This is a genomic window from Actinomadura luzonensis, from assembly GCF_022664455.2.
GTDB lineage: Bacteria > Actinomycetota > Actinomycetes > Streptosporangiales > Streptosporangiaceae > Nonomuraea > Nonomuraea luzonensis.
In genome coordinates, this window is sequence record NZ_JAKRKC020000002.1 from 1,140,649 (window position 1) to 1,155,269 (window position 14,621).

11 protein-coding genes are annotated in these 14,621 nt (G+C 74.6%); 3 read left to right on the top strand and 8 right to left on the bottom strand.

What is annotated here, in order from left to right; genetic code table 11:
• Positions 1-8 precede the first annotated feature (8 nt).
• On the bottom strand, positions 9-1,055 hold the full coding sequence (locus MF672_RS35505; protein WP_247815581.1) for a LacI family DNA-binding transcriptional regulator: 1,047 nt from the start codon (positions 1,053-1,055) through the stop codon (positions 9-11).
• Between the two features lie 123 nt (positions 1,056-1,178).
• Here MF672_RS35505 and MF672_RS35510 point away from each other — a divergent pair, with 123 nt between their 5' ends.
• Both MF672_RS35510 and MF672_RS35515 read left to right on the top strand, forming a co-directional pair.
• Positions 1,179-3,230: an amylo-alpha-1,6-glucosidase gene (locus MF672_RS35510; protein WP_242382541.1), complete on the top strand. Its 2,052-nt coding sequence runs from the start codon at positions 1,179-1,181 to the stop codon at positions 3,228-3,230.
• A 96-nt stretch (positions 3,231-3,326) separates the two neighbouring features.
• Positions 3,327-5,417 (top strand): ATP-binding protein, encoded by a 2,091-nt coding sequence (locus MF672_RS35515; protein WP_242382539.1) that lies wholly within the window; start codon positions 3,327-3,329, stop codon positions 5,415-5,417.
• On the opposite strand, the gene MF672_RS35520 is transcribed toward MF672_RS35515, so the two are convergent.
• The 7 genes from MF672_RS35520 to MF672_RS35550 form a co-directional block, all read right to left on the bottom strand.
• Entirely contained in the window at positions 5,395-6,762 is a 1,368-nt protein-coding gene (locus tag MF672_RS35520; protein ID WP_242382538.1) for an amidase, read from the bottom strand. The genes MF672_RS35515 and MF672_RS35520 overlap by 23 nt on opposite strands.
• Positions 6,763-6,838: 76 nt before the next feature.
• The gene (locus MF672_RS35525) at positions 6,839-7,633 is read right to left on the bottom strand and encodes an amino acid ABC transporter permease (protein ID WP_242382536.1); all 795 of its coding nucleotides are present in this window, start codon (positions 7,631-7,633) and stop codon (positions 6,839-6,841) included.
• Positions 7,630-8,298, bottom strand: a complete 669-nt coding sequence (locus MF672_RS35530; protein WP_242382535.1) for an amino acid ABC transporter permease — start codon at positions 8,296-8,298, stop codon at positions 7,630-7,632. Before MF672_RS35530 ends, MF672_RS35525 begins: the two co-directional genes overlap by 4 nt.
• A gap of 4 nt (positions 8,299-8,302) precedes the next feature.
• Positions 8,303-9,130 carry a glutamate ABC transporter substrate-binding protein gene (locus MF672_RS35535; protein WP_242382534.1) on the bottom strand — a complete coding sequence of 276 codons (828 nt, stop codon included), beginning with the start codon at positions 9,128-9,130 and terminating at the stop codon, positions 8,303-8,305.
• Positions 9,131-9,155: 25 nt separating this feature from the next.
• Complete coding sequence (locus tag MF672_RS35540; protein ID WP_302893331.1) at positions 9,156-9,899, bottom strand: amino acid ABC transporter ATP-binding protein; 744 nt, start codon at positions 9,897-9,899, stop codon at positions 9,156-9,158.
• A gap of 92 nt (positions 9,900-9,991) precedes the next feature.
• Positions 9,992-10,852, bottom strand: coding sequence for a glutamate ABC transporter substrate-binding protein (locus MF672_RS35545; RefSeq protein ID WP_242382533.1), 861 nt, complete (start codon positions 10,850-10,852; stop codon positions 9,992-9,994).
• Complete coding sequence (locus MF672_RS35550) at positions 10,849-11,535, bottom strand: response regulator (RefSeq protein ID WP_242382532.1); 687 nt, start codon at positions 11,533-11,535, stop codon at positions 10,849-10,851. The genes MF672_RS35545 and MF672_RS35550 overlap by 4 nt, the downstream gene beginning before the upstream one ends.
• A 157-nt stretch (positions 11,536-11,692) precedes the next feature.
• On the opposite strand from MF672_RS35550, the gene MF672_RS35555 reads away from it, so the two are divergent.
• The gene (locus MF672_RS35555; protein WP_242382531.1) at positions 11,693-14,572 is read left to right on the top strand and encodes a hybrid sensor histidine kinase/response regulator; all 2,880 of its coding nucleotides are present in this window, start codon (positions 11,693-11,695) and stop codon (positions 14,570-14,572) included.
• Positions 14,573-14,621 lie beyond the last annotated feature (49 nt).

Here is a 14,621-nt window from a genome sequence, read left to right on the forward strand (position 1 = left end):
AGCGGGGGTCATGCCGACCGCCTCAGGGTCAGGGTGGGCTCCAGCAGCACGTGCTCGGCCGGCCGGGGGGCCTGGCCCAGGGTGCGGGTCAGCAGGTCGACGCAGACGCCGGCGGCCTCGGCGAGCGGCTGGCGGACACTGGTCAGCCCGACCGCCCGGGCCACCGGCGTGTCGTCGAAGCCGATCACGGCGGTGCGGCCCGCGCCCGCCACGCCGGGGTCGCCGCCGAGGTGGCCAGGGCCGTCCGCGCCGAGCGCGCCGAGGGCCAGGGAGTCGCTGGCGCACACCAGGGCGGTCACCCCGGCGCCGGTGGCGAGCAGGTCGCGGGCCGCCGCGGCGCCGCTGTCCACGCCGTCCTCGACGGCCCGGCTCAGCCCCTCGCCGGGCAGGCCGCGCTCGGCCAGCGCCCGCGCCCAGCCCGCGCGCCGGTCGTCGCCCACGCCGGACCCGGCCGGCCAGCCGATGAAGCCGATGCGGCGGTGCCCGGCCGCCAGCAGGTGCCGGGTGGCCGCGGCGGTGCCGGCCGCGCCGTCCACGTCCACCCAGGAGTGGCGGGCCCCGTCCGGGTCGCTCGTGCCGTCCGGGTCGCTCCACGGGCGGCCGAACGCCACGAACGGCAGCCCCCGCTCCAGCAGCCACGCCGTGCGCAGGTCGCCGTGGTGGGTCGCGGTCAGCACGAAGGCGTCCGGCTCGTAGGAGCCGAGCAGGTCCTCGAACGTGGCGATCTCGCCGCGGTCGTCGGCGGCGGTGTAGAGCAGCACCCGGTAGCCCGCGCGGGCGGCCGACTCGGTGAGGCCGTGCAGGAAGGCGTCCATGACGGTGCCGCTGATGCCGTCGCCGCCCGGGTCGATGCGGATGGCGATGAGCCTGGAGCGGCCGGTGCGCATCTGGCGGGCGGCCTGGTTGGCGCGGTAGCCGAGCCGCTCGACCACCTCCAGGACGTGGCGGCGGGTCTCCTCACGGACGACCTCGGGGCTGTTGAGCGTGTTCGACACCGTCTGCCGGGACACGCCGGCCACCCGGGCCACGTCCATGATGGTCACCTTTTCCGCCATTTTGCGCCTTTCGAGAGGTTGAACGTTCAAAGCGGCGTGCTGCATAATTTGATCGTTCAAAACGATGCGGAATGTTACGCAATCTGCACCGCCGACACGCTTTCTGTCAAGAGGGAGTCCACGTTGCCGCAACCGCTGCTGCACGACCTGGTCAGCACGGTCCTGGCCCCCGCCAGCGCGCTCAGCGGGGCCGACGGCCAGATCCGGCAGACCGGCGTGCAGGGTCTCTTCCGGGCCGACCGCCGGGTGCTGTCGCTGGCCCGGCTGCTCGTCGACGGCCGCGAGCCCGAGGCCGTCCAGTACGTCCCCGCCGGGGCCGGGCGCACCCGCTTCGTCTCCCTGGCCCGCTGGCTGGGCGACCCGGGCGCCGACCCGACCGTCCGCGTCACCCGCGTCCGCGAGCTGACCCCCGACGGCATGCGCGAGCGCCTGGAGCTCGCCTCCACCGCCGCCGGGCCGGTGACCGCCACCGTGACCGTCGAGCTGGCCTGCGACTTCGCCGCCATCGAGGACGTCAAGTCCGGCCGCGCCACCACCCCGCCCGCCCCCGCCGCCGCGCCCGGCGCGGACCGCCTGGCGTGGCGCTCCGACGGCCTCCGCGTCACCGCCACCGGGCCGGGCGCGCGGGCGTCGGCGGCCGGCACACCCACCCTGGCCTGGGACGTCGCCCTGCCACCGCGCGGCCGGGCGGCCCTGGAGTGGAGCCTCGCCGTCGAGGACCCCGCCGCCGTCGTCGTGGCCGCCGCCGCCCCCCTGGAATGGGGCCAGGTCCGCGTCGCCGCCGACGACCGGCGCATCACCCGCCTCGTCGAGCGCTCGCTCGCCGACCTGCGCTCGCTGCGCCTGGCCGAGCCCGCCGCGCCCGGCGACACCTTCCTCGGCGCGGGCGTGCCCTGGTTCCTCACCCTGTTCGGCCGCGACAGCATCTGGGCCGCCCGCATGCTCCTCCCGCTCGGCACCCGGCTGGCCGCCGGCACCCTGCGCGTCCTGGCCCGCCGCCAGGGCGCCCGGCTCGACCCGGCCACCGGCGAGGCGCCCGGCAAGATCATGCACGAGCTGCGGCGCGAGGCGTTCCCGCTGGGCGAGAGCGGCCGGCGGCTGCCCGCCGCCTACTACGGCACCATCGACGCCACCCCGTTGTGGATCAGCCTCCTGCACGACGCCTGGCGCTGGGGCCTGCCCGAGCCCGAGGTCGCCGCGCTGCTGCCGCACCTGGAGGCCGCGCTCGGCTGGCTCGCCGGCCCCGCCGACCCCGACGGCGACGGCTTCGTGGAGTACGTCGACACCAGCGGCCACGGCCTGGCCAACCAGGGCTGGAAGGACTCCGGCGACGCCGTCCGCTTCCACCACGGCGGCCAGGCCGAGCCGCCCATCGCGCTCGCCGAGGTGCAGGGCTACGCCCACCGGGCCGCGCTCGACGCCGCCGCGCTGCTCGACGCCTTCGGCCGGCCCGGCGCCGACCGCTGGCGCGCGCACGCCGCCGCCCTGAACGAGCGCTTCCGCGCCGCCTTCTGGGTGGACGGCGAGCACGGCCCCTTCCCCGCCCTGGCCCTCGACCGCGACAAGCGGCCGGTGGACGCCCTCACCAGCAACGCCGGCCACCTCCTCGGCACCGGCCTGCTCACGCCCGGCGAGTCGGCCAGGGTCGCCGCGCTGCTGGCCGGGCCCGGCCTGGCCGAGGGCTACGGGCTGCGCACGATGTCGGCGCGGGACGAGGGGTTCAGCCCGCTGTCCTACCACTGCGGCTCGATCTGGCCGCACGACACCGCGATCGTCCTCGCCGCGCTGGCCCGCGAGGGCTTCGCCGCCGAGGCCGCCGGGCTCGCCGAGGGCCTGCTGGCCGCCGCCGAGTCCTTCGGCTACCGCCTGCCCGAGCTGTACGGCGGCGACGCCCGCGACCCGGCCGGCGGGCCCGTCCCCTACCCGGCCGCCTGCCGCCCCCAGGCATGGTCGGCCGCCGCCGCGCTCACCGTCGCCCACGCCGCGCTCGGCCTCTACCCCGACGTGCCCGGGCGCCGGGTCCTGCTGCGGCCCCTCACCGGGGCGCCGCTCGGCGCGCTGCGCGCCGAAGGGCTGCGGGTCGCCGGCCGCGAGGTCGCGGTGAGCGTCGGGCACGACGGGCGGGCCGCCGTCACAGGGTTGCCTGAAGGATTGCTCGTCCATACCGACGAGTAGTCACTTTCTCACTTTTCGTGGCGGATCCGCGCCCGGTACGGCAAGCTGTCGGCTACCGAGGACGGTGCGGGCTGATCCGATCGGATGAAGAGGCGCATGACGAACATGAGGCAGGTGGGCAACCTCCCGCCGGAGCCGACCAGCCTTGTCGGACGCCGTACGGAGCTGAGCCGCATCCGGCGGGCCTGCGAGCGCTCCGGGCTGGTCACCCTGACCGGCGTCGGCGGGGTCGGCAAGACCCGGCTCGCCCTGCGGGCCGCCGCCGACCTGCAGTTCGGCTACCCCGACGGCGCCTGGCTGGTCGAGCTGTCCGCGCTCGACCAGGCCATCCTGCTGCCGCACACCATCGCCGAGGCGCTGCCGCTGGCCGACCGCACCACCCGCGCCATGGGCGAGGTGCTGGCCGAATACCTGGCCGAGCGGCGGCTCCTGCTCGTCCTCGACACCTGCGAGCACCTGATCGACGCCTGCGCCCGCGTCGTGACGGCCATGCTGGAGGCCGCCCCCGGCCTGACCGTGCTCGCCACCAGCCGCCGCCCGCTCGGCCTGCCCGAGGAGCAGGTGCTGGTCATCGACCCGCTGCCGGTGCCCGCCGCCGGCGGCGACGGGCCCCAGGACGCCGTCCTGCTGCTGGCCGAGCGCACCGCCGCCGCCGTCCCCGGCTTCGCCGTCACCGCCGGCAACCGGGCCGACGTCGTCCGGCTGTGCCGCAGGCTGGAGGGGCTGCCGCTGGCCATCGAGCTGGCCGCCGCCCGGCTGCGGGAGCTGTCCGTGGCGGAGCTGTGCGACCGGCTGGAGGACCGCTTCGCCGCCCTCGGCGACAGCGAGAACGAGGTCGCCGGCGCCGACCCGCCCTGGCACCAGGCGCTGCGCACCGCGATCGGCTGGAGCCACGAGCTGTGCACGCCGGGGGAGCGGCTGCTGTGGGCGCGCGCGTCGGTCTTCTCCGGCAGCTTCGACGACGAGGCCGTCACCCAGGTCTGCGGCGACGCCCGGCTGCCCGCCGAGGACATCCCCGCCCTGCTCGACGGGCTGGTCGCCAAGTCCATCCTCAGCTGGGCGCCGACCGGCGGCGGCGAGCGCTACCGGATGCTCGACACCATCCGCGAGTACGGCGCCCTGTGGCTGCGCGACCTCGGCGAGCAGGAGCACCTGCGCGCCCGCCACCGCGACTTCTACCTCGCCCTGGCCCGCCGGGGCGACGCCGCCTGGTTCGGCCCCGACCAGATCTCCTGGAACGACCGCACCACCGCCGAGCACGACAACCTCCGCGCCGCCCTGGAGTACAGCCTCGCCCACCCCGCCGACCACCTCGCGGTCGAGCTGGCCGCCGCGCTGTGGTTCTTCTGGTACCCCTGCGGCTTCCTCAAGGAGGGCCAGCACTACCTCGAACGCGCCCTGCGCTCCGACGACACGCCGAGCCGGGTGCGCAACCGGGCGCTGTGGGTGTGCAGCCTGACCCTCGTCGTCCAGGGCGACGCGGCCGGCGGCATGGCCTGGGCCACCGAGTGCGACGAGAGCGCCGGCCGGCTCGGCGACGGCGAGGCGGCGGTGGCCGCCCGCGCCATGATCATGGCGGCGGCGGTGCTGCGCGGCGACCTGGCGCTGGCCACGGCGCTGGCCGAGGCGATGCTGGCGGTGTACCGGCCCGAGGAGGGGCTGACGCTGCCCGCCCTGCTGGCCTGGCTCGCGCTCAGCCACGTGCACACGGCGGGCGGCCGCGTCGAGGAGGCGCTGAAGGCGCTGGAGGACATGAGCGCCGAGTGCGACCGGCACGGCGAGCGCTGGATGCGCACCTACGCCGACCTGTTCAGGAGCATGGCGGAGCTGGAGCTCGGCCGGTTCGACGCCGCCGAGGAGCACGCCAGGAGCGCACTCGGGGTCAAGCACCGGCTGCACGACAGCATCGGCGTCGCACTCGCCCTCGACGTGCTGTCCTGCGCCGCCGCCGCCAACGGGCGGGGCGAGCACGCCGCCCGCCTGCTCGGCATGGGGCAGCAGCTCTGGGGCGAGATCGGGCAGGCGCAGCTCGGCATCGCGGCGTGGGTGGCCGCGCGGGAGACCTCCGAACGGCAGGCCCGCGCCGCCATCGGCGAGGAGGCGTTCCTCGCCGCCTTCCGGGCCGGCTACCGGACCAGCCTCGACGTCGGCATCGTCTACGCCCTCACGCCGGCCCCCCGCCCCTGACCGCCGGGCCGCACCTGCCGCCCCGCACCTGCCGGGCCGCCGCGAACAGGGCCGCCTCGCCGCCGGGCCGGGCGACCAGTTGCAGGCCCACCGGCAGCCCGTCCACCGTCCCCGCGGGCACGGTCAGCGCGGGCCGGCCGAGCACGTTCCACGGGCTGGTCATGGCCAGCAGCGCGGCCCGCACCTGCACCCGCGCGCCGCCTGCCGTCACCTCCCTGGCGCCGATCGGCGGCGCGAGGATCGGCACCGCCGGCATCGCCAGCACGTCGTGCCCGCCGAACAGCGCCTCGGCGTGCTCCTCCAGCGCCCGCCGCGCCTCCAGGGCCCGCACGTAGCGCCAGCCGGGCAGCTCGGCGGCCAGGCGGAGCCGGTCGAGCACCTCGGGGTCGAACAGGCCGGGTGCGGCGGCCAGCCGGCCGGCGTGCACGGCCGCCGTCTCGCAGCTCTGGATCGCCAGGTACGTCTCCCTGAACAGCTCCGCGACCTCCGCCGGCATCCGCACCTCCGCCCGCACGTCCCCGGCCGCCGCCCGCGCCGCCGCCGTGACCCGCGGATCGCCGGGGAACAGGCTCTCCGGCTCCAGCCACGCCACCGCCGGCGCGGACGCGGCGGGCGGCGGCGCGACGGCCAGGCAGCCGTAGGCGAGCAGGCAGTCCTCCGGGGTGGCCGCGAGCACGCCGACGTGGTCCAGCGTGCGCGACAGCGGGAAGACGCCGTCCGCCGGGATCGCCCCGTAGGCGGGCTTGAAGCCGGACACCCCGCACAACGCGGCCGGGATGCGGACGGACCCGCCGGTGTCGGTGCCGAGGGCCAGCGGCACCAGGCCGGCCGCGACCGCCGCGCCGCTGCCCGCGCTGGAGCCGCCCGTCATGCGGGACGGGTCCCACGGGTTGCGGGCGGGCCCGCCGGCCGAGCGGTCGCCGGTCGGGCCGTAGGCGAACTCGTGCGTCGTGGTCGTCCCGACGACGACCGCCCCCGCGCGGCGCAGCAGGGCCACGCACGCGGCGTCCGTGCCGGGGACGTGCCCGGCGAAGTGCCGCGACCCCATGGTCACCGGCAGCCCGGCGATCATGATGAGGTCCTTCACCGCGACCGGCATCCCGTGCAGCGGCCCCCGGTCCTCGCCGGCCGCCAGCTCGGCGTCGGCGCGCCGGGCCGCCTCCGCCGCGCCGGCGGCGTCCACAGTGACGAACGCGTTCAGCCCGGGGTCGTGCGCGGCGATCGCGTCGAGGGCGAGGGCGGTCAGCTCGGCGGCGCTCGTGCGCCCTTCGCGCAGGTCACGGCCGAGGCCGGCGAGGGTACGGCCGGAGAACGGGCCGGTGACGGGACCGGGGGAGGGGATCATGGGGCCTATTGTGGCCCCTCACGGTTCACAGCGGCGGGGGGCCGGGATACGGCCCGCCCGCCGCCGGGATCGTGGATCAGGCCGCGCCCAGCCGGTGGGCCAGGCGGTCCAGCGAGGTGTTGATCGCGATGAAGATCGCCGCGATGAGGATCGCGGCCGGGATGACGTTGGAGAAGTTCGCCGCGATGCCGTTCAGGCCCCGGTCCACCAGCTCGTCGTAGCCGACGATGAGCCCGAGCGCCGAGTCCTTCAGCAGCACGATGAACTGGCTGACCAGCGCGGGCAGCATCGCCCGCACGCCCTGCGGCAGCAGCACCAGCCGCATGACCTGGCTCTTGCGCATGCCGACGGCGTACGCCGCCTCGCGCTGCCCCTTCGGCAGGCTCTGCACCCCGGCCCGGACGATCTCGGCGATCACCGAGCCGTTGTAGAGCGTCAGCCCGAAGACCACCGCGGCGAACGCCGAGATGTTCACCCCGATGACCATGTACGAGCCGAAGAACGCGAAGAAGATCAGCAGCAGCAGCGGCACCGAGCGGAAGAACTCCACCACGGCCGCCGCCGGCACCCGGATCCACCGGTGCTCCGACATCCTGGCCACCGCGAAGACCAGCCCGAACAGCCCGGCCAGCAGCACCCCGGCCACCGCCGCGCCGAGCGTGCCGGCCAGGCCCGGCAGGATGAAGGTGCCCCACACGTCGGCCCGCAGCAGCGGCAGCCACTTCTCGGCCGCCCACTGGTCCTTGGCGTCGAAGCGCACGTACACGACGGCGGCGACGGCGAGCAGGACGAGGAGGACGGCCCCGGCCAGCAGCCGGTTGCGGCGCACCCCGCGCGGCCCGGGCGCCTCGTAGAGGTTGGCGTAGCTCATCGGGCCACCGCCAGCCGCCGCGACAACCAGCCGAACAGCAGCCCCATCGGCAGGCACAGCAGCACGAACCCGGCCGCGAAGCCGAGGAAGATCTCGATCACCTGGTCGCCGTACGTCTCGATCATCTCCCGCATCCGCACCGACGCCTCGCTCACGCCCACGACCAGCGCGATCGTGGTGTTCTTGGTCAGCGCGATGAGGATGCTGCCGAGCGGCGCCACCACCGCGCGGAACGCCTGCGGCAGCGTGATCAGCCGCAACGTCCGCACGAAGCCCAGCCCGAGCGAGCGGGCCGCCTCCGCCTGCCCGACCGGCACCGTGTTGAGGCCGGAGCGCAGCGCCTCGCACACGAACGCCGAGGTGTAGGCGGTCAGCCCGATGCAGGCCAGCCAGAAGTTGTTGGTCGCGATGTCGTCCGACAGCTCGACGCCCAGGTTCGCGCCGACGCCGAGACCGGTGAACAGCAGCACCAGCGTGAGCGGCGTGTTGCGGGCCACCGACACGTACGTGCTCGCGGCGGCCCGCAGCGAGGCGAGCGGCGCGACCCGCATGGCGGTCAGCAGCGTCCCCAGCACCAGCGAGCCGAGCGCGCTGACCGCCGTCAGCCTGATCGTCATCCAGAACGCGGCGAGGATCGTCTCGCGTTCGGTCAGCAGGGCCTCCATACGATCAGTACCGCTCCAGCGCCGGGGCCTGCGGCAGCGCGAAACCGGACGCGCCGACGCTGGCCTGCAGCGCCTTGGTCCAGCTCCCGTCGGCGAACATCTTCTCCAGCGCGTCGTTGACCGCCTTGCGGCCGGCCGTGTCGTCCTTCTTCAGGCCGATGCCGTACTTCTCGGTGCTGAACGTCTTGCCGACGACCTTGAGCTTGCCGGCGTGCTGCGCCGCGTAGCCGGCGAGGATCACGTTGTCGGTGGTGATGGCGTCGAGCTGGCCGCCGAGCACCCGGTCCACGCACGCCGAGTACGTCCGCTCCTCCTGGAGCTGCACCTCCTTGGCGTACTCCGACTTGACCTTCTGCGCCGGGGTCGAGCCGGCGACCGAGCACAGCTTCTTGCCGTTCAGCGTCTCCGGGCCGGTCAGCGCCGTGTCGTCGGCGCGCACCAGCAGGTCCTGCCCGGCCACGAAGTACGGCCCGGCGAAGGACACCTTCTGCTTGCGGGCGTCGGTGATCGAGTACGTGGCCACCACCAGGTCCACCTGGCCCTGCTCGAGGAACGCCTCCCGGTTGGCCGACACGGTCTCCTTGAACGTGATGCCGGCCGGCTCCACGCCGAGCTGCTTGGCCACGTACTTGGCGACCTCGATGTCGAAACCGGTGAACGTGCCGTCCGGCGTGCGCAGCCCCAGCCCCGGCTGGTCCGCCTTCACGCCGATCACCAGCTTCTTGTCGTTCTTGGCCTTGTCCACGACGGAGGCGTGGCTCTCCTGCCCGCCGCCGCAGGCGGTGGCGAGGACCATGACGGCGAACACCGCGTAGAGGGACCTACCGAACATGACGTGCGCTCCTTAGGGGGTGTGCTCAGTGCGTGAGGATCTTGGCGAGGAAGGACTGGGCGCGCTCGCTGCTCGGCGCGCCGAAGAAGCCGTCGGGGGTGTCCTGCTCGACGATCTCGCCGTCGGCCATGAAGACCACCCGGTCGGCGGCCCGCCGGGCGAAGCCCATCTCGTGGGTGACGACGACCATGGTCATGCCGTCGCGCGCCAGCGAGGTCATGACCTCCAGGACCTCGTTGACCATCTCCGGGTCGAGCGCCGAGGTCGGCTCGTCGAACAGGATCACCTTCGGGTCCATGGCCAGGGCGCGGGCGATGGCCACCCGCTGCTGCTGGCCGCCGGAGAGCTGGGCGGGGAACTTGGCCGCCTGGCCGCCGATCCCCACCCGCTCCAGCAGCTCGCGGGCCTTGCGCTCGGCGGCGTCCTTCGGCCTCTTCAGCACGTGCACCTGGCCCAGGACGACGTTGTCCAGGACGCTCTTGTGCGCGAAGAGGTTGAAGGACTGGAAGACCATGCCGACCTCGGCCCGCAGCCTCGCGAGGGCCTTGCCCTCGGCGGGCAGCGGGGTGCCGTCCACGCTGATCGTCCCCGAGTCGACGGTCTCCAGCCGGTTGATCGCACGGCACAGGGTCGACTTGCCCGCCCCGGACGGGCCGATGATCACGACGACCTCGCCCTGGCGGACGGTCAGGTTCACGTCCTTCAGCACGTGGTGGTCGCCGTAGCGCTTGTTGACCCGGTCCAGGACGATCAGGTCCTCCTGTGTCATGCGTCACGCTCCTTGTCTCGGTCCGCGTTGGCGTAACCGTAGGAGCCGCATGTTCGGCGGGAGGGCTTGTGATCTTTCTGCTCAGGAACCGGTCAGCGGACGGCCGGCTTGGAGCTCTCCGACGTCGCCCCGGACACGCCGATCGTGTCCCGGTAGGCGCGGTCCCACTCGCCGTCGGCCAGCCAGCGGGCGATCAGCCCGTTGAGGTAGTCGCGGAAGACCAGGTCGTCCTTGCGCACGCCGATCCCGTACGGCTCGCGCCCGAACGGCTTGCCGACGACGCGGAGCGCGTCCGGGTGCTGGGCCTGCAGGCCGAGCAGGATGGTGTCGTCGGTGCTGAGCGCGTCCACGCGGCCGGACAGCAGGGCCGGCACGCAGACGCTGTAGCCGTCCACGATCTCCAGGCGGGCGCCGGAGACCTCGGTGCGCAGCCGTTCGACGGAGGTGGAGCCGATGGCCGTGCAGACGGTCTTGCCGTCGAGGTCGGAGACGTCGTGGATGCGCGTGTCGGCGGCGCGCACCAGCAGGTCCTGGCCGGCGTAGTAGTACGGGTCGGTGAAGGTGACCAGGCGGGCGCGGGCCGGGGTGATCGAGTAGGTGGCGATGACCAGGTCCACGATCTGCTGGGAGATGAAGTTCTCGCGCTGCCGCGAGACGGTCTCGACGAAGCGGATGTTGCGCTCGCTGCCGGTCAGGTCTCTCGCCACCAGCCGGGCCATCTCGGCGTCGAAGCCGGTGACGCGCCCGGTGGCCGGGTCCTTGTAGCCGAACATCGGCTGGTCGAACTTGATCCCCACCACCAGCACGCCGCGGTCCCTGATGCGGGCCATCGTCGAGCCCTCGGGGAAGGCCTCCTCCGCGCCGCAGCCGGCCGGTAACAGGCACAGCAGCCCGGCGAGCAGCACCGGGAGCACCACCCTGACGCCCGCGGCGCGCCGCGACAGGGGGGTCACCGGGCGCGGTACCGGTGCTGGGGGCGGCCGGTCGGCCCGTACCTCGGCCGGGTCTCCACCAGGCCCCGGTCGGCCAGGTGCTCCAGGTAGCGGCGGGCGGTGGCGCGGCTGACGCCGATGCTGGCGGCCAGCTCGTGCGCCGAGACGTCCTCCTCGACCTCGGCCAGCGCGTCCAGCACCGCCTGCTCGGTGGCGGCGGAGATGCTCTTCGGGCGGAACGGCTGGTCGGTGTGCAGGGAGCGGAAGATGCGGTCGATCTCCTGCTGCTCGGCGAAGCGGCCGCTCGCCTCCAGCTGCTGGGAGGTGGCCGCGTAGCGCAGCAGCGTCTGCTCCAGCGTCCCCGTGCGGGTGGGCTTGACCAGGTAGTAGAGCGCGCCGCGCTGGATGGCGGCGCGGACCGTCGCCGACTCCTTGCGGCCGGAGATCACGATCACGTCGGCGGGCGGCTGCTCCGGCCGCCGCAGCCGGTGGGCCACCTCCAGGCCCGGCAGGTCGGGCAGGTGGAGGTCGAGCAGGACCAGCCGCGGCGCGAACCGGGCGGCGGCGGCCAGCGCGGCGTGCCCGCTGTGGGCGATGCCCACCACTCTGAACCCGAGCACCCGGTTGACCTGCGCCTGCAACGCGGCGGTCACGACCGGGTCGTCGTCCACGATGAGAACGGTGATGTCCCTGGGCTGAGGCACCGCACGCTCCTCGCTTCATCTGACAGAGGTTCAGTGCAGCTTAGGTGGCTTTTGTTAAATAAGATCGACTTTAGCGCATTCTGCTCAGGCCGATCCTCCCACGGACCCCCGACTCCTCCTAGTCTGGACGCGGGCCCAGGGGAGGAGACGGACGCCGGTGAGATGGCTGCTCGCGGTGACGGCTCTGTGGACCCTGCTCGGCCTGCTGCCCCTGGCGCTGCTGACCTCCTCCAGCATCGGCCTGTCGGAGCAGGCGGTCCGCAGCGAGGTCACCGACCGCGTCAAGACCACCGCCTCGGTCAGCCGGGTCGTCGTGGAGCAGCAGATGGGCTCGCTCAAGCAGCTCGTCATCGCCTTCGCCGAGCAGCCCCGGGTGCGCGAGGCCGTCGAGACGGCCACCGCCGGCTCCGACAGCGTCGCCGACGCCAGGACCACCGAGGACGTCACCGCGCAGACCCTGCGCGGCTACCTCGGCGAGCTGAAGCGCATGCGCGACGACGGCGTCAGCGGCCTCATCCTCACCTCGCCGGAGGCCGACATGCTGGGCGCCGAGCCGCCCAGCGCCCTGCCCCAGGACCTCGGCAACACCGACTGGTACCGCGCGGTGCGCGACCGCCGGCAGGCGCACGTGTCGCAGGCGTACACGCCGACCATGAAGGACGTCTCCCGCGCCGTCGCCGTGGCCGCGCCCATCCCCAGCGCCGACGGCAAGCGCATGGTCGGCATCCTCACCGTCGTCTACAGCCTGGACGCCATCCAGCGCTTCGCCAGGGAGGCCGCCGAGGCCCAGGACATCCGGCTGCTCATCACCGACCGCGCCGGCGTGCTCGTCGCCGACCCCGGCCGGCAGCTCTACGCCCTGACCTCGCTGCGGGAGGACCCGCGCGTGGACGCCGCCCTCGCCGGCCGCACCTGGAACGGCGAGTTCCGCGGCATCGACGGCACCGTCCTGTCCGCCTCCGAGCCCATCCCCAGCATCGGCTGGACGGTGACCGCCGAGGTCTCGGCGTCCGAGGCGCTGGCCTCCGCCGAGAAGCTGCGCGCCAACGTCGCCACCGTCGCGGCCCTGCTCGCCCTGCTCATCCTCATCGGCCTCGGCATCCAGATCCACACCACCCGGGGCCGCCGCCGCGCCCAGGCCACGCTCGCCCGCTACGCCGCCGAGCTGGCCGCCGCCCGCGACGAGGCGGTCAGCGCCTCCAGCGCCAAGTCCGAGTTCCTGGCCAAGATCAGCCACGAGATCCGCACCCCGATCAACGGCGTGCTCGGCATGAACTCCCTGCTCATGGGCACCCGCCTGGACGACGAGCAGCGCCACTACGCCACCACCGCCCAGGAGTCGGCGCAGAACGTGCTGCGCCTGCTCGACGACTTCCTCGACCTGTCCAGGATCGAGGCCGGCCACCTCCAGGTCGAGGACACGCCGTTCGACCTGCCCCGCCTGTGCGACGAGGTGGTGGCGCCGCTCGCGCCGCTCGCCTACGAGCAGGGCCTGTGGCTGACGCTCCGCCTGGACGAGAACGTGCCCCGCCAGGTCGCCGGCGACCCGGCGCGGCTGCGCCAGATCCTCGTCAACCTGGTCGGCAACGCGCTGAAGTTCACCGTCCAGGGCGGCGTCGACCTGCACGTCAGCCTGGAGGAGGGCGGCCAGGGCGAGCCGCGCGTGACGCTGCGCTTCGCCGTCTCCGACACCGGCGTCGGCGTCCCGCCCGACGACCGCGAGCGCGTCTTCGGCGTCTTCCGCCAGGTCGACTCGCCCATCACCCGCCGCACCGGCGGCAGCGGCCTCGGCCTCGCCATCGCCAGGCAGCTCACCGAGCTGATGGGCGGCGAGATCGGGCTCGACAGCGTGGAGGGCGTGGGCAGCCGGTTCTGGGTGCGGCTGCCGCTGGACGTGCTCACCTGGTCCGAGCCCGGCGCCGGGGCGCTGGAGGGGCGGCGGGCGCTGGTCGCCGACGCCCGGCCCGAGGACCGGGCGCTGGCCGGGCGCTACCTGTCCGAGGCGGGCCTCGCCGTGGAGGAGACCAGAGACGCCCGCTCGGCGCTGGTCCTGCTGCGCACGGCCGCGGCCGGCGGGAACCCGTACGAGCTGGCCGTCGTCGCCCTCGACCTCGGTGCCGACAGCGGCTCACTCGCCCACGCCATCCTCAGCGACCCGCTGCTCCAGGGCACCAGCGTGGTCGTGGTCGTCACCCCGGGCCGGGCGCGCTTCGCCTGGCCGGCCGCCGCGGGGGAACGGGCCGTGCAGTCGATCACCCGTCCGCTCAGCCGGCGCCGCCTGCTCGCCGCCGTCGAGAACGCCCTCGGCGTCGCCGAGGGCCACCCCGGCGAGGCGCGCGAGCCGGTCCAGGACGCCGCCGGCGAGCACGGCGGCGCGCGCATCCTGGTCGCCGAGGACGACGAGGTCAGCCGCCAGGTCGCCATGCTCGTGCTGCGGCAGGCCGGGCACGAGGTCGACACCGTCGACGACGGCGCGCAGGCGGTGCGGGCCGTGCTGTCCGGCGGGTACGACCTGGTGTTCATGGACTGCCAGCTCCCCGTGCTCGACGGCCTGGCCGCCACCGCCGAGATCCGCCGGCGCGAGGAGGCGCGCACCCCCATCATCGCGATGACCGCCGCCGCCATGCCGGAGGACCGCATCCGCTGCCTGGAGGCCGGCATGGACGACCACCTGGCCAAGCCGGTGGACTGGCCGCGGGTGCTGGCCCGCGTCCCGGAGTGGGCGTCCTTCGGCGACGTGCCGGCCGAGCTGGCGGGGCTGTCGCCGGAGGCGGTCGCGGACGTGGCGGCGGCGTACCTGGCGACCGCGCGGCGGACGTTCGACGACCTGCTGGCGGCGGCCGACGCCGGCGACCTCGCCCAGGTGGCGGCGCTGGCGCACCGGCTCAAGGGGAGCTGCGCGACCGTGGGGGCCGCGCGGGAGGCGGAGCTGTGCCGGCAGGTCGAGGACCTGGCGCGGGTGGGGGCGGTCGAGCGGGAGGCCATCGAGGAGCTGGACGAGCTGCTCAAGGAGACGCCGCAATGGATGCACGGCTGACCCCCGGCCTCGCGGTCCTCCCCGGCCTCGCGGTCCTCCCCGGCCTCGC